This is a genomic window from Clostridium sp. CM038 (assembly GCF_055081105.1).
The window spans coordinates 3,535,085-3,554,839 of record NZ_CM143651.1 but is presented as its reverse complement, the minus strand read 5'-3'; the positions used below and the strand labels follow the sequence as shown (position 1 = coordinate 3,554,839).

19 protein-coding genes are annotated in these 19,755 nt (G+C 28.6%); 16 read left to right on the top strand and 3 right to left on the bottom strand.

Annotated features, from left to right (window positions below):
- The first annotated feature begins 13 nt into the window (after window positions 1-13).
- Together wecB and ACWJKS_RS16285 are read left to right on the top strand one after the other, a co-directional pair.
- Window positions 14-1,168 carry a non-hydrolyzing UDP-N-acetylglucosamine 2-epimerase gene (gene wecB, locus ACWJKS_RS16290; RefSeq protein WP_462960013.1) on the top strand — a complete coding sequence of 385 codons (1,155 nt, stop codon included), beginning with the start codon at window positions 14-16 and terminating at the stop codon, window positions 1,166-1,168.
- Between the two features lie 43 nt (window positions 1,169-1,211).
- Window positions 1,212-1,712, top strand: a complete 501-nt coding sequence (locus ACWJKS_RS16285) for a VanZ family protein (protein ID WP_462960012.1) — start codon at window positions 1,212-1,214, stop codon at window positions 1,710-1,712.
- Between the two features lie 122 nt (window positions 1,713-1,834).
- Here ACWJKS_RS16285 and ACWJKS_RS16280 read toward each other — a convergent pair whose 3' ends face one another.
- The 3 genes from ACWJKS_RS16280 to ACWJKS_RS16270 form a co-directional block, all read right to left on the bottom strand.
- A complete protein-coding gene (locus ACWJKS_RS16280) occupies window positions 1,835-2,071 on the bottom strand; it encodes a DUF2922 domain-containing protein (RefSeq protein WP_220286371.1) in 237 nt (78 codons plus the stop codon).
- Window positions 2,072-2,131: 60 nt separating this feature from the next.
- The gene (locus tag ACWJKS_RS16275; RefSeq protein ID WP_462960011.1) at window positions 2,132-2,356 is read right to left on the bottom strand and encodes a DUF1659 domain-containing protein; all 225 of its coding nucleotides are present in this window, start codon (window positions 2,354-2,356) and stop codon (window positions 2,132-2,134) included.
- A 188-nt stretch (window positions 2,357-2,544) separates the two neighbouring features.
- Window positions 2,545-2,706: a YvrJ family protein gene (locus ACWJKS_RS16270; RefSeq protein WP_462960010.1), complete on the bottom strand. Its 162-nt coding sequence runs from the start codon at window positions 2,704-2,706 to the stop codon at window positions 2,545-2,547.
- A 590-nt stretch (window positions 2,707-3,296) separates the two neighbouring features.
- On the opposite strand from ACWJKS_RS16270, the gene ACWJKS_RS16265 reads away from it, so the two are divergent.
- The 14 genes from ACWJKS_RS16265 to galU all read left to right on the top strand — a co-directional run bounded on the left by ACWJKS_RS16265 (window position 3,297) and on the right by galU (window position 19,700).
- Window positions 3,297-3,965, top strand: a complete 669-nt coding sequence (locus ACWJKS_RS16265) for a sugar transferase (RefSeq protein WP_462960009.1) — start codon at window positions 3,297-3,299, stop codon at window positions 3,963-3,965.
- 50 nt (window positions 3,966-4,015) lie between these two features.
- Window positions 4,016-4,930 carry a glucose-1-phosphate thymidylyltransferase RfbA gene (gene rfbA / locus ACWJKS_RS16260; RefSeq protein ID WP_462960008.1) on the top strand — a complete coding sequence of 305 codons (915 nt, stop codon included), beginning with the start codon at window positions 4,016-4,018 and terminating at the stop codon, window positions 4,928-4,930.
- Between the two features lie 4 nt (window positions 4,931-4,934).
- A complete protein-coding gene (gene rfbB / locus ACWJKS_RS16255) occupies window positions 4,935-5,990 on the top strand; it encodes a dTDP-glucose 4,6-dehydratase (protein WP_462960007.1) in 1,056 nt (351 codons plus the stop codon).
- 12 nt (window positions 5,991-6,002) lie between these two features.
- Window positions 6,003-6,560, top strand: coding sequence for a dTDP-4-dehydrorhamnose 3,5-epimerase (gene rfbC / locus ACWJKS_RS16250; protein WP_462960006.1), 558 nt, complete (start codon window positions 6,003-6,005; stop codon window positions 6,558-6,560).
- A gap of 25 nt (window positions 6,561-6,585) precedes the next feature.
- A complete protein-coding gene (locus tag ACWJKS_RS16245; RefSeq protein ID WP_462960005.1) occupies window positions 6,586-7,935 on the top strand; it encodes a UDP-glucose dehydrogenase family protein in 1,350 nt (449 codons plus the stop codon).
- A gap of 24 nt (window positions 7,936-7,959) precedes the next feature.
- Complete coding sequence (gene cps2T / locus ACWJKS_RS16240; protein ID WP_462960004.1) at window positions 7,960-9,117, top strand: beta 1-4 rhamnosyltransferase Cps2T; 1,158 nt, start codon at window positions 7,960-7,962, stop codon at window positions 9,115-9,117.
- A gap of 60 nt (window positions 9,118-9,177) precedes the next feature.
- On the top strand, window positions 9,178-10,296 hold the full coding sequence (locus ACWJKS_RS16235) for a glycosyltransferase family 4 protein (protein WP_462960003.1): 1,119 nt from the start codon (window positions 9,178-9,180) through the stop codon (window positions 10,294-10,296).
- A 589-nt stretch (window positions 10,297-10,885) separates the two neighbouring features.
- Window positions 10,886-11,842, top strand: coding sequence for a glycosyltransferase family 2 protein (locus ACWJKS_RS16230; protein ID WP_462960002.1), 957 nt, complete (start codon window positions 10,886-10,888; stop codon window positions 11,840-11,842).
- Between the two features lie 349 nt (window positions 11,843-12,191).
- Window positions 12,192-13,328, top strand: coding sequence for a glycosyltransferase family 4 protein (locus ACWJKS_RS16225; RefSeq protein ID WP_462960001.1), 1,137 nt, complete (start codon window positions 12,192-12,194; stop codon window positions 13,326-13,328).
- A gap of 48 nt (window positions 13,329-13,376) precedes the next feature.
- Entirely contained in the window at window positions 13,377-14,594 is a 1,218-nt protein-coding gene (locus tag ACWJKS_RS16220; protein WP_462960000.1) for a hypothetical protein, read from the top strand.
- Between the two features lie 177 nt (window positions 14,595-14,771).
- Complete coding sequence (locus tag ACWJKS_RS16215; RefSeq protein WP_462959999.1) at window positions 14,772-15,773, top strand: glycosyltransferase family 2 protein; 1,002 nt, start codon at window positions 14,772-14,774, stop codon at window positions 15,771-15,773.
- Between the two features lie 27 nt (window positions 15,774-15,800).
- Window positions 15,801-16,874: a polysaccharide pyruvyl transferase family protein gene (locus ACWJKS_RS16210; protein WP_462959998.1), complete on the top strand. Its 1,074-nt coding sequence runs from the start codon at window positions 15,801-15,803 to the stop codon at window positions 16,872-16,874.
- A gap of 42 nt (window positions 16,875-16,916) precedes the next feature.
- Window positions 16,917-18,449 carry a lipopolysaccharide biosynthesis protein gene (locus ACWJKS_RS16205; protein ID WP_462959997.1) on the top strand — a complete coding sequence of 511 codons (1,533 nt, stop codon included), beginning with the start codon at window positions 16,917-16,919 and terminating at the stop codon, window positions 18,447-18,449.
- A gap of 336 nt (window positions 18,450-18,785) precedes the next feature.
- Window positions 18,786-19,700 carry a UTP--glucose-1-phosphate uridylyltransferase GalU gene (gene galU / locus ACWJKS_RS16200; RefSeq protein WP_462959996.1) on the top strand — a complete coding sequence of 305 codons (915 nt, stop codon included), beginning with the start codon at window positions 18,786-18,788 and terminating at the stop codon, window positions 19,698-19,700.
- Window positions 19,701-19,755: the final 55 nt, after the last annotated feature.

The following is a 19,755-nucleotide window of genomic DNA, read 5'->3' as shown; positions in this document are numbered from 1 at the left end:
TGTGGTGATGTTCTTGAATAAAATCAAAATATTAAGTATATTTGGGACGAGACCAGAAGCTGTCAAGATGGCACCGCTGGTTAAAGAATTAGAAAGATACTCTGAAATAGAAAGCTACGTGTGTGTGACAGCTCAGCATAGAGAGATGCTTGATCAAGTGTTGGAAATATTTGATATAAAACCAGATTATGACTTAGATATTATGAAACAAAGGCAAACGTTAACTACAATAACCAGCGATGCGCTTAATGGATTAAATGAAGTTATCCTAGAACTTAAACCAGAAATTGTTCTGGTTCATGGTGACACTTCAACAACTTTTGCAGGAGCATTAGCAGCATTTTATAACAAAGTGCCTGTAGGTCATGTTGAAGCTGGACTTAGAACTTTTGATAAGTATTCACCATTTCCAGAGGAAATGAATAGAAAACTAACTGGGAGTATAGCTGAGATGCATTTTGCACCTACAAAAACAAATAAGTTAAATCTGTTAAGCGAAGGCATTAATAAGGATATTTATTTAACAGGCAATACTGTTATTGATGCAATCAAACATACTGTAAGAAAAGACTATAAATTTAAAAATAGAATACTTAAAAAAATTGATTTTAATTCAAGTAAATATATTGTTGTTACGGCTCATAGACGAGAAAATCTCGGAGAACCTTTAGAAAATATCTGCAATGCTATCAAAAGATTAGCTGAAGATCATAGAGATGTATCATTTATTTATCCTGTTCATTTGAATCCAGCAGTTAGAGAAACTGTTAATTCGATTATTGGAAATAAGGAGAGAATTTATTTGATTGATCCAATTGATGTTCAAGACATGCATAACTTGATAGATAGAAGCTATATGGTTATGACGGACTCAGGAGGTTTACAAGAAGAAGCTCCAGCTTTAGGGAAACCAGTATTAGTTTTAAGGACAGAGACCGAAAGACCAGAGGCTTCTGAAGCTGGTACTGTTAAATTAGCCGGAATTATTGAAGATGATATCTATAATATGGCCAATGAGTTAATTGTAAATAAAGCAGAATATCAAAAAATGGCTAAAGCTATTAATCCATATGGAGATGGAAGAGCATCAGAGAGAATAGTGGCAGCGATACTTTATAGATTTGGATTAGGAGTTAAGTCGGAAGAGTTTTTAGAAAGATTATATTAAAATATGATATAATAACTTTATTGGAATATTGGATGGTGATATATTGAGAAAACTAAGTATTGTATTATGCTTATTATGGATGGGATTAATATTTTATAATTCTTCTAAACCTAGTTCATTATCAAATTTGCGAAGTTATGAGATTGTTCAATCTATAAGAAACAATAAGAATGATTTAGATGGTAAAAAGAATTTAACTAAGGCGAAATCCAGTGTGTTACCTAAAAGTTCAAGAGATAAAAAAATAAATATACTTATTAGAAAAAATGCACATGCAATTGAGTATGGTATATTAGCAGTGTTTGTTGCAAATTTTTTATTTTTATTTGGACTTAAAGGACGGGATGCTTTATTTTGTATAATGTTTATATGTTTATTTTATGCAGTAACTGATGAATACCATCAAATGTTTGTTCTAGGTAGGGGCTCATCAGTAAGCGATGTGTTAATAGACTTCGGAGGTTCTTTAATAGGCTTGGGATTTTTTTATCTAGCATATTATAAGATATATGCTAGATATTCGATTAAGAAAAACACTCAATGAAGTTCTTTTATAGTATGGAACAATAGATTCATATAAAACATGCAAAAAAGCACCTATAGAACAAGCACTTTTTTCAAAGTGTCTGTTCTATAGATACCAGTTTAGTGCGAGAAACTATCTTTCTAAGCTACTTCAATTTCATTAGTATCAGTAGTAACTACTTTAGCATCTTTCTTGCCTGTTAAGCTGCCACTCGCTGATGCAAAAATGTTCTTTGCAATAACTAATTCCATAAGAGCATTTACCTCAGCTTCTTTTATAGTTGGCACTCCCTCTTCGTCAGCTTTAATGTCATCTACGGTTAAAGTAAAATATTTACCTTCTATTGATGTTAAAAATCTCATAACTAATTTATGCATATGCCTTTTCCTCCTTCTAATTATTTAGTTTAATTTAACTCTAAATTTTAAATTGAAAAACTATTCCATAACTAAGCTAAATTGGTCTTGTCTGTCTAGTGTAAATAATGGATAAGTTTTAATGTTAGATATAGCTTTTCCTATTGCAAAAATGTCGTCATCCTCTGCAGTAACTTTTAAATTACCTAGTGTTTTTGTTGCGAATTTGTCATTGCCATCGATATCAACCCCCACTTTCATAGTGAGTTTTAGTGCGCTTGATACTTTTGTAGATACAACTGCCATGTTGATCACTCCTTACTTTTATTTTGCTTTCACTAAGTATATATGCTGCTCTGAAATTTTGTGCGGAGTTTTGAAAAATTTATATGGCAATCTATTATATGACACCACAATATCTTAAAGTTTGTTATGAACAGGGAGAAATTTTAGAGTAGAAGAAACAAAAAAATAAGAATACCAATCTGGTACCCTTATTTTTCGTATTTTCCTATAACGGTGGATATAACTATAGTTAAATTAGATATAGATTTATTGAGATCCTCAATTTTCTTCTCAAATCTAACCAATAAATATATGCTCACACCTATAGGGAAGCCAACTGTATTAACCAGTTTAACTAATGTATCATACATGGTACATTACCTCCCTCACCGCTATAGATAATATATATGCTTTTTCTAATTGTTTTCTATAGGTTTCTTAAATATATTTTTTAAGTTTCTTTAAAACCTTATTTTAAATGTATTACCTTTTTTACTATGCTACTTTAATTTCATTAGTATCAGTAGTGTGAATTTTATGGTACAATCAATTAAGTGGTTAAATTAGATTTAAATGTATTAAATTGTATGTTAATGGGGGATTTAATCATATAAAAGAAATGCTAATAAATTGACCGTTTTTTTACAATATATAAAGTGAAAGGGTTATAAAATAACGCATTCAGTCGATAGATGTAGAATGGAAAACCATTGATATACAACACTTTAAAGATAATTATATTTTTCAAAAACTGTAAAATAAGTAATGATTTGATGTGTTTGGGAGTATGCGAATAATAAATCAATGAAGTAGCGAGTTTAAAATTTGACATAAAACTTATAAGGTTATAAAATAAGACACGGTACATTTTGTAGAAATTGGAAGAATTCTAATTGACAATTTGTTTGTTATTTGGTCGAGATAGAAGTTTTGGGGAAATAAAATGGGGGTGGTAACATAAATGCAAGAATTAGAAAGAAATTCAAAAGTTACACAGGCGGAGATTGTCCGCGAGTATGACAAAAACATAGGATATTTTGTAATTAAAAGAATAATTGATATTATAGGTGCTTTATGTGGGGTAATAATTCTAAGCCCGGTGATGATTATTGTTGGGATTTGGATAAAGCTCGATTCAAAGGGACCTGTTTTTTTCGGTCAGAGTAGAGTTGGACAAGATGGTACGCAATTTAAAATGTATAAGTTTAGGTCTATGTGCATGGATGCAGAATGTCTTTTGGACAAACTTAAAACAAAAAATGAAATGTCAGGACCTATGTTTAAGATGAAAGAAGATCCAAGAGTAACTAAAATAGGAAGCTTTATAAGAAAGACAAGTATAGATGAGTTACCTCAGCTATTTAATATATTAAAGGGAGACATGTCACTTGTGGGACCAAGACCAAGCCTGCCAAAAGAAGTAACACAGTTTACATCTTTCCAAAAACTAAGGTTAATTGCAAAACCAGGGTTAACCTGCTATTGGCAGGTTAGGGGTAGAAGTGATATTAGCTTTGAAGAGTGGATGGAAATGGATGTTGAATATATAGAAGAAAGAAATACATGGATAGATATAAGTCTTATCTTCAAAACGGTGGGAGTATTGTTTGGAGATGAGGGGGCAAGGTAATTAAAGAATTAGTAATTAAAAATAAAGATTAAGTAAGGGGAATGAACAATATGAAAGGTATTATTTTAGCTGGCGGATCAGGAACAAGACTGTATCCTGTAACTAAATCAGTATCAAAACAGATATTGCCTGTATATGATAAACCGATGATATACTATCCATTATCAGTTTTGATGCTTGCGGGGATTAAGGATATATTAATAATATCAACGCCAAGAGATACTGCAGGTTTTGAAGAGCTATTAGGCGATGGAAGTCAAATAGGGATTAATATACAATATGCGATTCAAAAAGAGCCAAGAGGACTTGCAGAAGCGTTTATAATAGGAGAAGGGTTTATAGGAACTGATAAAGTAGCTTTAGTACTTGGGGATAATATATTCTATGGATATGGTTTTTCAGAAAGACTTAGAAAAGCTGTTGAAAGAGAAGAAGCTACTATATTTGGATACCACGTAAGTAATTCAAAGGAATTTGGAGTAGTTGAATTCGATGAAAACAATAATGTTATATCTATAGAAGAAAAACCACAGAATCCAAAGTCGAATTATGCTGTGCCAGGACTGTATTTCTACGACAATGATGTAGTGGAAATAGCTAAGGGTGTTAAGCCATCGGCAAGAGGTGAAATTGAAATAACAGCTGTAAATAATGAGTATTTAAAAAGAGGAAAATTAAAGGTGGAGTTATTCGGAAGAGGAATGGCTTGGCTTGACACAGGGACACATAGATCATTATTAGATGCAGCAAATTTTGTTGAAGCTATTCAAACAAGACAAGGCCAATATGTAGCATGTATTGAAGAAATCGCTTATAGAAAAGGATATATTAATGCAGAACAATTGAAGGAACTAGCAGAGCCACTTATGAAAACTGAATATGGACAATATTTATATAATATAATTGATTCAGAAAAAGATAGTATGTCATCGAAACAAGTTGCAGCAACATTGGAAGGGGAATAAAGAGATGAAGACTTATTTAGTTACTGGTGGAGCTGGATTTATCGGTTCAAATTTTGTAATATATATGTTGAATAAATACTCAAATATAAAAATAATAAATTTAGATAAACTTACATACGCGGGAAACCTAGAAAGTTTAAAAAGTATTGAAACCAACCCAAATTATATATTTATTCAAGGAGATATATGTGATAATGACATAGTGAATGATTTATTTGGAAAATATGATATAGATTATGTAGTGCATTTTGCAGCAGAGTCTCATGTTGATAGAAGTATAAAAGAACCAGAACTATTTGCTATGACTAATATAATAGGTACAGTAAATCTTTTAAATGCAGCTAAGAATGCATGGGATACAAAGGAAGGCTGGATACAAGGAAAAAAATATCTTCAAGTATCCACAGATGAAGTATACGGATCGCTAGGAGATGCAGGATATTTTATGGAAACAACACCATTAGATCCTCATAGTCCATATTCATCAAGTAAAACAGGTGCTGATTTAATGGTCAAAGCATACGCGGATACATTTAAAATGCCAATTAATATAACTAGATGTTCAAATAACTATGGTTCATACCAATTTCCAGAGAAACTAATACCACTTTTAATTAACAATTGTTTAAATCATAAAGATTTACCAGTGTACGGCGAAGGATTAAACGTGAGAGATTGGTTATACGTTGAAGATCATTGCAAAGCAATAGATATGGTTATTAATAATGGAAGACTTGGAGAGATTTATAACGTTGGTGGACATAATGAGAGAACAAATATGCAGATAGTTAAAACAGTTATAAAATATATAAATGAAAATGTAGATAGTGAAGTAACTGAGAACTTAATAAAACATGTAGAGGATAGAAAAGGTCATGACATTCGGTATGGAATAGATCCGACTAAAATAAAAGAAGAATTAGGGTGGTATCCAGAAACTACATTTGAAGTTGGAATAGAAAAAACTATAAAATGGTATTTGGATAATACTTCATGGATGAATAATATTACATCTGGAGATTATCAGAAATATTATAATGAAATGTATTTAAAAAAGTAGGAGGTGATGTACATGGGTAAATTTAAATTTGAGAAAACCTCCATTGAAGGAGTGTATAATATAGAGCCAATGGTTTTCGGTGACCAAAGAGGTTATTTTATGGAAACTTATAACTATGAAGAATTCAAGGAAGCTGGACTTGATATGGTTTTTGTTCAAGATAACCAGTCTAAATCAAAAAAAGGGGTTCTTAGAGGGTTACACTTTCAGACTCAGTATTCACAAGGAAAACTTGTACGAGTTATAAAAGGTGAAGTTTTTGATGTGGCAGTAGATGTAAGAGCTAATTCAAAAACCTATGGCCAATGGGTTTCAGCATTATTGACAGAAGAGAATAAAAAACAGTTTTATGTTCCAGAAGGTTTTGCTCATGGATTCTTAGTATTATCTGAGTCAGCAGAGTTCGTGTATAAATGTACTAAACTTTATCACCCAGAATTTGAAGGAGCTATTGCTTGGAATGATTTAGACATTAATATAAAATGGCCACTGGATGGCATAGATGAAGTGTTACTTTCTGATAAAGATAAGTTAGCGAAAACACTAAAGGAATGTAAAATAAAGCTTTAAAATAAGTGTGAAAGAGGAGAAAAACATGAAAATTGTAGTAGCAGGAACAGGATATGTTGGATTAGTTACAGGTGTGTGTTTATCACATTTAGGCCTAAATGTAACATGTGTTGATACAAATAAAGAGAAGATAGAATTAATGAAGCAAGGAATATCTCCAATATATGAACCTGGATTAGAGGAACTACTTAAAAAAAATTATGAAGAAGGCAGATTAAAGTTTACGACTGATTATAAATCGTCATATAAAGAGGCAGATGTAGTCTTTATTGGAGTAGGTACCCCAGAAAGAGAGGATGGTTCCGCTAACTTAGATTATGTATATGCTGTTGCAGAGCAAATAGCGCAAAATGTAGAGAAGGATTGTTTGGTTGTTGTTAAGTCTACAGTTCCAATAGGAACTAATGATAAAATAGAAGAATTTTTAGAGGAGCATTTGAGAAATGATGTTCACATAGAAGTTGCTTCTAATCCAGAGTTTTTAGCTCAAGGGACAGCAGTTAAAGATACACTGTATGCTAATAGAATAGTAATAGGTGTTGAATCAGATCTGGCTAGGGATACTTTGAAAGAAGTGTATAAGAGATATAATCAACCTATAGTTGTGACCAATAGAAGAAGTGCAGAGATGATAAAGTATGCATCAAATGACTTTTTAGCATTAAAGATATCATTTGTAAATGAAATAGCAAATTTTTGTGAAATTGTTGGTGCAGATATAGAGGATGTAACAAAGGGTATGTCTTATGACCCAAGAATAGGGGATAAATTCTTAAATGCAGGATTAGGGTATGGAGGATCTTGTTTTCCAAAAGACACAAAGGCACTTCATTGGTTAGCTAATGATAATGAATATGAGTTAAAAACTATAAAGGCAACAATAGAGGTAAATGAAAATCAAAAATACAAGTTATTTAGAAAAGCTAAACAAAGATTTGGAAGCTTAAAAGGGATGAAAGTGGCAGTTTTAGGGCTAACATTTAAACCTGGAACAGATGATTTGAGGGAAGCACCATCTATACCTAATATAAGAAGACTATTGGAAGAAGGCGCAGAAATCGTGGCATATGATCCAGTAGGGGAAGAAAACTTTAAAAAACTATTTCCAACTGAAATCACATATGTAAAAACTCCAGAAGATACCTTGAAAGAGTCAGATGTAGCATTTATATTTACAGAATGGAATGAAATTAAATCTTTAAATTTAAATACATATGTAAAATTAATGAATACTCCAGTTATATTTGATGGAAGAAATTGTTATAAAATTAGTTTAGCAGAGAAAGAATCAATAGAATATTATTCTGTTGGTAGAAAGGCTGTTTTAAACTTAGCTGAAACTGCTAAAAGTGAAGTAGCAGCGACTATAAGATAGGGTAACGCATAAGGAGATTAGAAAATGAAACATGTGTTTATTATAGGATCAAAAGGAATACCAGCAAAATATGGTGGATTTGAGACCTTTGTTGAAAAACTAACAGAAGGACAAAAAAGCAAGGAAATAAAATATCATGTTTCTTGCTTGTCAGATAATGATAAAGACTTTGAATATAATGGCGCTAGGTGCTTTAATGTAAAAGTACCTAGTATTGGTGCAGCAAAAGCAATTTATTACGATATAGCAGCATTAAAAGAAAGTATTAAATACATAAAAGAAAATAATATAAATAATTGTATAATATATATTTTAGCTTGTAGAATAGGCCCATTTGTGGGACATTATAAAAAAAAATTAGAACAATTAGGTGGCACTTTAATTGTTAATCCAGATGGTCACGAATGGAAAAGAGCAAAATGGAATAAAGCTATAAGACGATATTGGAAAGTTTCAGAAAAATATATGGTTAAACATGCAGATTTATTAATATGTGATTCGAAAAATATTGAAAAATATGTACAAGAAGATTATAAACAATATAATCCAAAAACAACGTTTATAGCATATGGAGCTGATACTGAAAAATCGAAATTATCAGATGATGATAGTACTTTGCGTAAGTGGTATAAAGAAAAAAATGTTATTAAGAAAGAATACTATCTAGTTGTAGGTAGATTTGTTCCGGAAAATAACTATGAAACTATGATAACTGAGTTTATGAAATCAAACACTAAAAAAGAGTTTGTTTTAATAACAAACATTCAAAAGAATAAATTTTATGATCAATTAAAACAAAAAACCAATTTTGACAAGGATTCAAGAATAAAGTTCGTTGGGACGGTTTATGATCAACAATTGTTGCAAAAGATTAGAGAAAATGCGTATGGTTATATGCATGGTCATGAGGTTGGAGGAACTAATCCTTCACTTTTAGAAGCACTAGCAACAACGGAATTAAATTTGCTTTTAGATGTTGGATTTAATAGAGAAGTAGGTATGGATGGAGCGTTGTATTTTAATAAAAAAAATGAAAATCTAGCAGGATTAATAGATGGTTTAGATGCATATGAAGAAATTGACATTACTAATCTAGGAGAGTTAGCTAAAAATAGAATTTTACAAGAGTATACTTGGGAGAAAATCATAAGTGAATATGAAACTTTGTTTTTAGAATTATAGTATAATGTTGAAAATAATGGTATTAGATATTGGAACATATTTAAAAGAAAGGAATTAAAAATGAAGAATGTATTGTTTATCCACTCTAGTTCTGAATTTTATGGTTCAGATAGGTCTTTATATAATTTAGTTGCAAATTTAAGTAGGAATCAATATAAAATAAGTGTAATATTACCTTGTGATGGACCATTATTAGAACGAATTAATCAACTAGGTGATGTTAAAATAGTTAAAGGTAAATTAGCTGTTTTGAGAAGAAAGAATTTTAATTTTACAGGGATGTTTAGATATACAAAGGAATTAATAGAATCAATAAATCTAATTAGAAGAATAATTAGGGAAAATCAAATAGATATAGTTTACACAAATACGGCAGTTATATTTCCTGGAGCTGTGGCAGCTAGAATATCCAAAATAAAGAATGTTTGGCATATTAGAGAAATCATAAGCAATAAATATGAACGATTTGCTGTTTCTAAAATAGTTAATTTATTCTCAGACATAATAGTTGCGAATAGTAAAGCTACAGGAAATGCAATTACTAAAAAATCGAACAAACTAAGAGTTGTATATAATGCTATTGCAAGTAAGCAACAGAAAATAGAGACCAGGTATAAAGATTGTAGCAACACATTAGTTGTTGGTATGGCTGGAAGAATAAACAGATGGAAGGGTCAGAAACTGTTTATAGATATGGCTGAAAAAGTTTTAACTCAACATAAAAATGTTAAATTTTTAATAGCGGGTAGTGCCTACAAAGGGGAAGAATATTTAGGCTCAGAATTAGAAGAATATATTAATAAAAAGAAAATGTCTCAAAATATAGAATTATTAGGACAAGTCGATGATATGGATGATTTTTATAGTAAACTTGATATTTTTGTTCTGCCATCAATTAAACCTGAACCATTTGGATTAGTGGTTATCGAGGCTATGGATAGAACGTTACCTGTAGTTGCAACTAACCATGGAGGACCAACAGAAATTATAGAAGATGGGGTAGACGGTTATCTTGTTGATTTTAATGAATGTACTGAAATGAGCAATGTAATAGTCAAATTATTAAAAGATGAAACTTTACGAACTAAAATTGGTAATCGAGGAAGAGAGAAAAGAAATAGTAAATTTACTATAGAACATAATGTTAGTCAAATTTCAGAAATACTACAAAGCTTATGAGGAGAGAATAAAATATGCATGTTTCGTTTGGTATACTTTGATTTCTAACATTAAAGGATACTCTCAATGTGTAAAATTTATACTGAATAAATATAAATTATGTTAATTATAGTATAACAATTCAGGAGTATAGTTAAAAGGAAAATGATTTATTTTTAGCAATATCCATGTTATTGAAAATAAAAAGGATACGGAGTTTGCTAAAGGCAACAAGATAAGGGCTAGCTCGTAATTATCCCTGGGTGTAAATAGTTTACTTTGTTATTTGTGGATGATGGTCTACAGATAGCAGGTTAGAAATAATTAAACCATATAATGATAGTAGAAATGTTGGATTGAAACAAGCAAAAGGAGAGTATCTCGTAATAATGGACGTTAAAGGTTTTACATTTAAAGATTAAAATTGCAGGTAATTATTTAGAAAAGTATTATATAAATATATTTTTAAGATTATTAGATAGAGTTATACTTAAGTTTAAACTGCATTCATAGTACGTATATTATATAAAGAATTGTTAATAAAACGAGACAAGGGCTTTTAAATTTGTATAGATAATCTACGTAGTAGATTATTTCGGTGAGGTGTAACATGATTGAATTATCAATAATAATTCCACATTATAACTCTTTTGAATTACTAACAAAGTTGCTAGATTCAATACCTAAAATTGAAAATGTCGAAACAATCGTCATAGATGATAAAAGCAGCAGTGGCAAAGGCAAATATCAGTGGTTAAAAACAAATAAAAAATATAGCCATGTCGTATTTTTAAAAAATGAAAGCAATAATAAAGGTGCTGGGACTTGTAGGAATATAGGACTAACTCAAGCGAGAGGCAAGTGGGTATTATTTGCAGATGCTGATGATTTTTTTCTTGAGGGGTTATATCAAAGGGTAAGTAAATATTTTAATACAGATTATGATGTGGTTATGTTTATGCCGACAAGTATTGAAATCGATACTGGAAATAAATCTGATAGACATGTTCCATATAAAAAGGTTATGACAGAGTTCTGTAATAACGATAATAAGAAATCAGAGTGCCACTTAAGATATGGCATTGGAGTTCCGTGGTCTAAGTTAATTAGAACTAAATTTTTAAAAAAGAACAGAATATATTTCGATGAGGTCATTGCCTCAAATGATATAATGTTTTCAACCAAAGTAGGATATTATATGAAAAAATTTACCGTTTCAAAAGATGTTATTTATTGTGTTACAAGGAGTAGAGGGACTTTAACGACTAATATAAGTGGAAATGTTTTTGAGTCAAGAGTAGATGTTTATATAGACTATTATAAATTTTTAAAGTTTAAGCTACCCCCCGAAGAATTTGATTTATTATTACTCAAAGGGAGTGTGTATATTATAAATGCTTTTAAGTATAAGCTGGGGACTAAAAAAGCTATACTTACTTTTGTAAAATTTAAAAAAAATGGAATCAAAGTTTTTGATGCCAGATATTTAAATCCTTTTTATGTGTTTGAAAAAATCAGGTGGCACTATCAAAAACATAAAAAAAATAAAAAGTACTTAAGTAATTAAATCATATTCTATAATGATATTAAATTAAGTTCAGAGGCAATGTCAAAATCAGAAAATAACTATTAGGAATGGAAGTTGAATGTAAGATAAATTCAGTAGGAAAAATAGATTATAAGGGTTCGCTCAACTTGTAACCCAAGAAAAAAATCAGAAGACTATATAGAATTTTTTTGAGAAAATAAAAAAGTCTTATGAAAGAAATTTTTGAAATAATGAGTATTAATACTATAGAACAGGATGAATTAGATAAATATACTGATTTTCACGGTGGAATTATAAATAAAAAGGAATTAGGTGATTGATAATGAAAATTTGCTTTATTACTACTAGCATTTTTAATTTAGGGGGAGTGCAAAGAGTTATATCTGTGTTAGCGAGTCAATTAAGTGAAGATCATGAAGTGGATATATTATGTACAAATAATAAAATTGGCATAAATAGAGATGTATATAACATTAGCCGTAAAGTGAATATTGAATTAAATGGTAACTTATTTTCTCAAAATATTATTGGCAAGATTATAAGGAAAATATTTAAAAAGATAAATACTATAACGGGTTTATTTAATAATGAAATAATGAAATATATATTAACTTATATTTATTATCCTGAGAAAGTACAAGATAACTTCATAAATCATTTGAATTCGAAAGATTATGATGTTGTTATAGGAGTACAAGGGTATTATAGTTTATTAGTTGCAATGATTTCAGATAAGTTAAAAGCAAAAACAATTGGATGGCAACATAGTTCATATGATGCATATTTTAATACACCATATAATTATAATTGGAACCAAGATAAACTTTTTGAATTATTTATAAAAAAATTAGATAAGTATATAGTGTTAACTGATGAAGATAAAAAGCTTGTAGACAAAAACTTTATGATAAATAGTAATAAAATATATAATCCACTAAGTTTTACTTCTGATAAGAAATCAAACTGTGAAGAAAAAAATATTATATGGGTAGGAAGGTTATTGCAAGAAACAAAGGGATTAGATTTGCTTATAAAGGCATTTTATAAGGTTTGCTTAATTCATAAAGATTGGATATTACATATAGTTGGGGATGGAGAAGATAAGGATAAAATAAAAGAATTAATTAAGAATCTAAGTTTAGAAAATAAAATTAAGATACAATCAACTACAAATAATATTAAGAAATATTACTTGAATTCATCTATGCTTGTATCTTCATCGAGATGGGAAGGATTTGGGTTAGTTATAACAGAAGCAATGGAATGTGGATTGCCAGTTGTGGCATTTGATAATTCTGGTCCTAAAGAAATTATAAATAAACAAAATGAAAATGGAATTTTAGTTCCACGTGGGGATATTGATGCATTAGGACAAATGATGATAGAATTAATTGAAAATGAAGAAAAAAGAAAAAAAATATCAAAAGAGGCTATAAAGAGAGCTCAAGATTTTAGTATAGACATTATTGTAAAACAATGGAATGAAATTATGGATAATATGTAGTGTAAAAATAATAACCTTAATAAATATATTAAATGAGGAATGTATAAGATGAATATAGATACAAGGAAAAAACAGTCGAATAATAAAAAAATATTTATGATATTACTTATATCTCTATTTGTTTTTTCACAGGAATTAAGAAGTATATTTGGTGAAAAAATGTATATCATTAATGTATTAGGAATAGTTAGTTTAATTTTATTGGTAATAAATAATTTCAAAGAAATTAATAAAAAAAAGATTATCTTTTTTTTATTGACTATATTAGTTTATATGAGTACAGCTATTTTTTATGAAAATAAAATAATGAATATAGTGACTGTTATCATATTATTTCTTACCCCATTATCATTAACAATTATAGAAGTTGATAAGAACATATTAAAAGATATATTTAAATGGACTATATTAATACTAAATATAATAATTATCATTATAACTGTTGTCGGAATACTAGAAATAATATTTAATATTAATATTAATACTTCCATCAGTCAGTTTATGAGTGAGAGGACACAAGAACAAATTCTTTTAAGCCGTGTTTCAGGAGATGCTAAAAGATTATATTCATTCATGGGACATCCTTTGTTTAATACGGAATTATATCTAATGTTCTTTGTACTAAATATTTTATATAATAAGTACTTTAAAGAAAAAAGTTGCCCCATAGGGATACTAATTATATCGATTATAGGCATAGCATTTACTGGAAGCAAGTCAGGATTTGTACTTTTATGTTTAGGTATTATTGTATTATTTAAATGTAATAATACAATAAAGAAAACACTTATAATTATATGTGGAATTATTAGTGCATTACAGACGGGACTCTTTGATACCTCGATTTCTAGATTTACTTCAGAAAGTTTAACTACTGGAAGAAGTGAAAAATGGATTCAAGTTCAATCTATGAATATTTTTCCAATTAAATTTTTTACAGGGTATGGAAGAGGATTTACATTTAAATTTAATTCATATACAGATTGGGCATCAGCAGCATTTGAATATCCGATGAGGATGTTTTCTTTAGAATTAGGAATTTTAATTACAATTATGATGTATATCTTTATTATGATAATACCTATTATAACATTGATGAAAAGAAAACATTATTTTTTAATTGTTAGCTATTCAATTGTTTTTTTAGATGTGAATACATTTAATGGATTATCAACAAGTGGAGATAAAATGATTATATTCTGTCTTTTTACATTTTTAATATTAAATTTATCTAACTTAATACAACAACATAAACCAGATAAATAGTATCGTTAAAATGTTTTTCGATTAAACAAAAACATCATAAAATTTGTAATATTTATTGGAAAATCGTATGGACTATTTATATAAATTACTTATTGAATAATTAAAAAGATCTATAAAATATTAAAAAAACTAATTTAATTATATTAAAATTGAAGAAAGTAATGATAGGGGTGGAATATGAAAGGTATAAATTTAAGTATTATTGTTCCAGTTTACAAAACGGAAAAGTATCTAGAGAAGTGTTTAACTAGTATAGTGAATCAAACACTAGAAAACTTTGAAATTATAATAGTAAATGATGGATCGCCAGATAATAGTGAAGCAATTATAAAAGAGTTTGTAGAAAAATATTCTAATATAAAATATATAAAAAAGAAAAACGGGGGATTAAGTTCTGCTAGAAATTTAGGAATAAAGAATTCAAAAGGAAGATACCTAGGATTTGTAGATAGTGATGATTATATTGATATTTATATGTATAAAAAGATGCTTGAAAAAGCATTGAAAGATAATGCTGATATAGTTATATGTGACATGAAATATGATTTAAATGGTATAGATGTAAGTTCCGCACAATTCAAAGATTTTGGTATATTAGATAAAAACCAAACATTATTAAAATATTTGAATCATACTTATTTTAGATCACATGCACAAAATAAAATTTACAATAGGAAGTTATTTAACAATGTTTCATTTCCAGAAGGGAAATTATTTGAGGATGGCGCTACTTTTTATAAATTGGTACATAATAGTCAAAAAATATCATTTATAGATGAAAAATTATATTATTATAATCAAAATAATATGAATAGTATAACCAAAACGAAATTCAATATCAGAAATGTAGATTTAATTAATAACTGTATAGATATGCTGAATTTTTTTGAAGAAAATAGATATTCTAAATGTATAATTCAAGGTAGTAAAGAAATGTATTTTGTATCAGTAAAAACTTTAATAGTTATGCTATATTCAAGTAAAAAACATATGTCAAATAAAGAATTTAGAACTATGAAAAAATATATATTGGATAAGATTAAGAAAGATATTTATGAAGAAGGTTTAAATATTTTTTATAAAAATCAGAGATGCAGTTTTATAAAATACAATTGTTACAAAATAAAGACAATTTTACAGTTTTATGATTTGAAGATATTAATTAAAAAATGTATATAAATTTTTAATTTACATAAGGAGAGACGTATGAAAAAGAAGATAAAAAGTATTTTAAAGTCATTAATATTTGCTAAAGAAAGAACAATTTTATTTAAAAATTATTATTTGAGTAATAGAAAACTTGGAGATATACAACAATATAAAGAAGTGAAAAAGGTTTTATTTTGTCTATCTCCAGGTTACGGAAATATGGGTGATCAAGCTATTGCGTATGCAACTACAAAATTTTTCAAAGAGAATTTTGAAGAGTATGAGTTTCTTCAATTTGAAAGAGACGAATTTTATTCGTATGCTAAATCTATAAAAAAGATAGTGAATGAGGATGATATTATAGCCATACAAGGTGGTGGTAATATGGGTAATTTATATTTAAGAGAAGAGCTTGCAAGAAGATTAGTTATTAAAAACTTTGATAAATGCAAAATAGTATCTATGCCAACAACATTAACTTTTACCAATGATAAATTAGGGGACAAACATATAAAACAAATGAAAAAAATATATAATAAAAATAATAAATTAATGTTATTAGCAAGAGAAGAAAAAACATTTTCTAAGATGCAGGAAATTTTTAATATTAAATCATTTAAAGTTCCAGATATAGTGTTTTATTTAGAAGATATATTTAAAGTGAATTTTAATAGAAACAATATAATGGTTTGTTTAAGAAATGATAAGGAAAGTTGCTGGAAGGATAAAAAGGATGATTTTATAATGGATTTAAAATTACATTATACTAATGTAGTAGAGTCCGATACAGTGGTACATAGAGATATAGATATTAATAAGAGAGAAGAAGAGTTATTTGATATATGGGATAATTTTAGAAACTCTAAAGTTGTAATAACAGATAGACTCCATGGAATGATTTTTGCATTTATAACTAAAACACCATGTGTTATTTTAAGATCATCTGACCATAAAATTGTAGAAAGTTATAAATGGATTGAAGGTATAAACTATATAAGGTTTGTTAAAGATTTAGAATTTAATACAGTAAATAATGAAATAAAAGAACTAATTAATTTAACAACATTTGATAAAACTAATTTTAAAGAAGAATATTTTAATAAATTGGTTAAGCTCATTAAAGAAAAATAAAATTACAATGATATTAAACTATCAGAATTTAAAGGTGGAATTATGAAAAATAATATAAAAATAGCAACAATAATATCGTATATAACACTCCTTGTAGGAAATCTTATATCATTAGCATATACACCGATTATGCTATCTTCTTTGGGGCGCGGAGAGTATGGTCTTTTTACATTAACAAATACAATAATAGCTTATATTTACCTATTAGATATGGGACTTGGGAATGCAGTTATAAGATATAATTCTAAGTATATTGTTAAAAATGATGATGAAGGATTGAAAAAAATAAATGGAATGTTCTTAGTGATGTATTGCCTGATAGCTGTCATATGTGTTGTTATAGGGATATTTATATATATCCATTTGGGGGACATATTTGCTAAGGGGTTAAGTATAACGGAAATAGAACAATTAAAATTAATGTTTATTGTTGCATTAGTTAATTTATCTTTTGCATTCCCATTAAATGTTTTTAGTGGAATAATAATGGCAAACGAACGTTTTGTATTCACTAAAGTATTAGCATTAATAAGAGCAGTATTAAATCCATTAATTATGGTAGTTGTATTAGTTTTAGGGCAAAAAGCATTAGGAATGTTAATAGCTTCAACTATATTTAATATTTTACTAGGAATAATTAATATAATCTATTGCTTCAAGATTTTAAAAGTAAAGTTGAAATTTAAAGGATTTGATAAAGAAATACTTACAGAAATATTTAAGTACTCATTTTTTATTTTCTTATCAGCTATAGCCTATAGAATTTATTGGAGTACGGACCAGTTTATATTGGGAATGCTTGTGGGTGCAGTACCTATAGCTATTTACTCTATAGGGAGTCAATTTAATGGATATTTTATTTCATTTTCAAATGTTATTAGTAATATGTTTTTACCTAAACTCACCAAATTAGTAGCGCAAGAAGAAAATAAGAAAGGATTAATGAATATACTAGTTAAAATATCTAGAATTCAGTTCTTTATAGCTTCATTTATACTAATTGGATTTATATTAGTTGGAAAGCAATTTATATTAATATGGGCAGGAGAGGGTTACGATCTGTCATATTATATAGCGATACTTCTAATGGTTCCTCAAATGCTTTCTATTGTACAATCTTTATTTTCAACAATGCTTGAGGCAATGAATAAACATAGAGTTAAGGCTCTTATTTATTTAGGCGTAGCAATATTTAATTTAATATTAAGTTTAATCCTGGTTAAAAGTTTAGGAGCTATAGGGTGTGCATTAGGAACAGCTGTTGGTATGATTATAAATTCATTATTAAACAATTTATATTATAAATTTAAATTAAAGTTGGACATGGGATACTATTGGAGAAATATAAGCAACCTATTTTTACCAACTGTACTATGTTTATGTATAGGATATATGGTAGTTGAATTTATTAATCCCATTAACTATATAGACATACTTTTATTTGGGATCATATTTACTATAATTCACCTATTAGTGTTTTGGATGTTAGGATTAAATAAATCTGAAAAAATACAAATTCAATCAATATTTACAAGCGTGAAAAGCAAGCTTGTTAACGGTAAACTAAAAGGGTGAATAATTTCTTATCTGATACAATTTCTAAGATTAAGGCAAGTCCCTCGCAAGGTCCTTCCTGGGGGCACGAACAGCAAAAAAACTTGATGAAAGCCAGCGAGGGTACCTACAAAATTCATTGAAGTATCAATAAAAGTTACAGGTTTCGAAATAAAAGCTGAAATTGCTGAAAGATGGGCATGTGATTCAGCAATATTTATAGCTTCTAGCGGTAACCCTAAGAATGAATTGGGTTTGAAGCCTAATATAATTCACTTAAAACTATTATAGGAACAGCATAAGAATTATCCTAATGAATATGAAAAATAAATTATATAGTAAAGGGGATTTTTTGTAATGAAAGTTAAAAAAGCTATTATACCAGCAGCGGGACTTGGAACGAGGTTTCTACCTGCCACAAAGGCATTACCTAAAGAGATGTTACCTATAGTTGATAAGCCTACAATGCAATATATTATAGAGGAAGCTGTTGCTGCAGGTATAGAAGAAATATTAATTATTACAGGAAGAAATAAAAAGTCTATTGAAGATCACTTTGATAAATCAGTAGAATTAGAATTAGAATTAGAAAATAAACATAAAGATGATATGCTTAAACAGGTTAGAGATATATCAAACATGGTGAATATACACTTTATAAGACAAAAGGAACCTAAAGGACTTGGACATGCTATAAATTGTGCCAGAACTTTTGTAGGCAATGAACCTTTTGCTGTTATGCTAGGTGATGATATAGTTGATGCTAAAACTCCGTGTTTAAAGCAACTTATTGATTGTTTTGAAGATAAGCAAACAACAATCTTAGGTGTTCAAGAAGTCGCTAGGGGAAATGTTGATAAATATGGAATAGTTGATGGAATTCAAATTAGTGATAGAGTATACAAGGTAAATAACCTTGTTGAAAAACCACAAGTAGATGTAGCACCTTCAAATGTAGCCATACTTGGTAGATACATAATAACTCCTGAGATATTTGATATATTAGATAATACGAAACCTGGTAAAGGTGGGGAAATTCAGTTAACGGATGCTTTAAAGACGTTAATATCACAGCAAGATATGTATGCATACATATTTGAAGGACGTAGATATGACGTAGGTGATAAATTAGGGTTTCTTGAGGCAACGGTAGAGTTTGCTTTAAAAAGAGATGGGTTAAAAGTTCCATTCATGGAGTATCTTCAAACTTTAAAAAATAATGATAAATTTAGTGGGCTATATGAAGAAATAGCTTGTAGCAATGAAAAATAAATAGTAGCAAACTCGGTCAAAACTCACTCGCAAAGGGGTTCTACTTCAGGGCAAA

Excerpts from the sequence above, each read along its gene's own strand:
- ACWJKS_RS16205 (WP_462959997.1), top strand. The coding sequence starts at position 16,917 with ATGAAAAATAATATAAAAATAGCAACAATAATATCGTATATAACACTC.
- ACWJKS_RS16235 (WP_462960003.1), top strand. The coding sequence starts at position 9,178 with ATGAAGAATGTATTGTTTATCCACTCTAGTTCTGAATTTTATGGTTCA.
- ACWJKS_RS16220 (WP_462960000.1), top strand. The coding sequence starts at position 13,377 with ATGAATATAGATACAAGGAAAAAACAGTCGAATAATAAAAAAATATTT.
- ACWJKS_RS16245 (WP_462960005.1), top strand. The coding sequence starts at position 6,586 with ATGAAAATTGTAGTAGCAGGAACAGGATATGTTGGATTAGTTACAGGT.
- ACWJKS_RS16270 (WP_462960010.1), bottom strand. The coding sequence starts at position 2,706 with ATGTATGATACATTAGTTAAACTGGTTAATACAGTTGGCTTCCCTATA.
- ACWJKS_RS16230 (WP_462960002.1), top strand. The coding sequence starts at position 10,886 with ATGATTGAATTATCAATAATAATTCCACATTATAACTCTTTTGAATTA.
- ACWJKS_RS16210 (WP_462959998.1), top strand. The coding sequence starts at position 15,801 with ATGAAAAAGAAGATAAAAAGTATTTTAAAGTCATTAATATTTGCTAAA.
- ACWJKS_RS16275 (WP_462960011.1), bottom strand. The coding sequence starts at position 2,356 with ATGGCAGTTGTATCTACAAAAGTATCAAGCGCACTAAAACTCACTATG.
- ACWJKS_RS16215 (WP_462959999.1), top strand. The coding sequence starts at position 14,772 with ATGAAAGGTATAAATTTAAGTATTATTGTTCCAGTTTACAAAACGGAA.
- cps2T (WP_462960004.1), top strand. The coding sequence starts at position 7,960 with ATGAAACATGTGTTTATTATAGGATCAAAAGGAATACCAGCAAAATAT.
- galU (WP_462959996.1), top strand. The coding sequence starts at position 18,786 with ATGAAAGTTAAAAAAGCTATTATACCAGCAGCGGGACTTGGAACGAGG.
- ACWJKS_RS16265 (WP_462960009.1), top strand. The coding sequence starts at position 3,297 with ATGCAAGAATTAGAAAGAAATTCAAAAGTTACACAGGCGGAGATTGTC.
- rfbB (WP_462960007.1), top strand. The coding sequence starts at position 4,935 with ATGAAGACTTATTTAGTTACTGGTGGAGCTGGATTTATCGGTTCAAAT.
- rfbA (WP_462960008.1), top strand. The coding sequence starts at position 4,016 with ATGAAAGGTATTATTTTAGCTGGCGGATCAGGAACAAGACTGTATCCT.
- ACWJKS_RS16280 (WP_220286371.1), bottom strand. The coding sequence starts at position 2,071 with ATGCATAAATTAGTTATGAGATTTTTAACATCAATAGAAGGTAAATAT.
- rfbC (WP_462960006.1), top strand. The coding sequence starts at position 6,003 with ATGGGTAAATTTAAATTTGAGAAAACCTCCATTGAAGGAGTGTATAAT.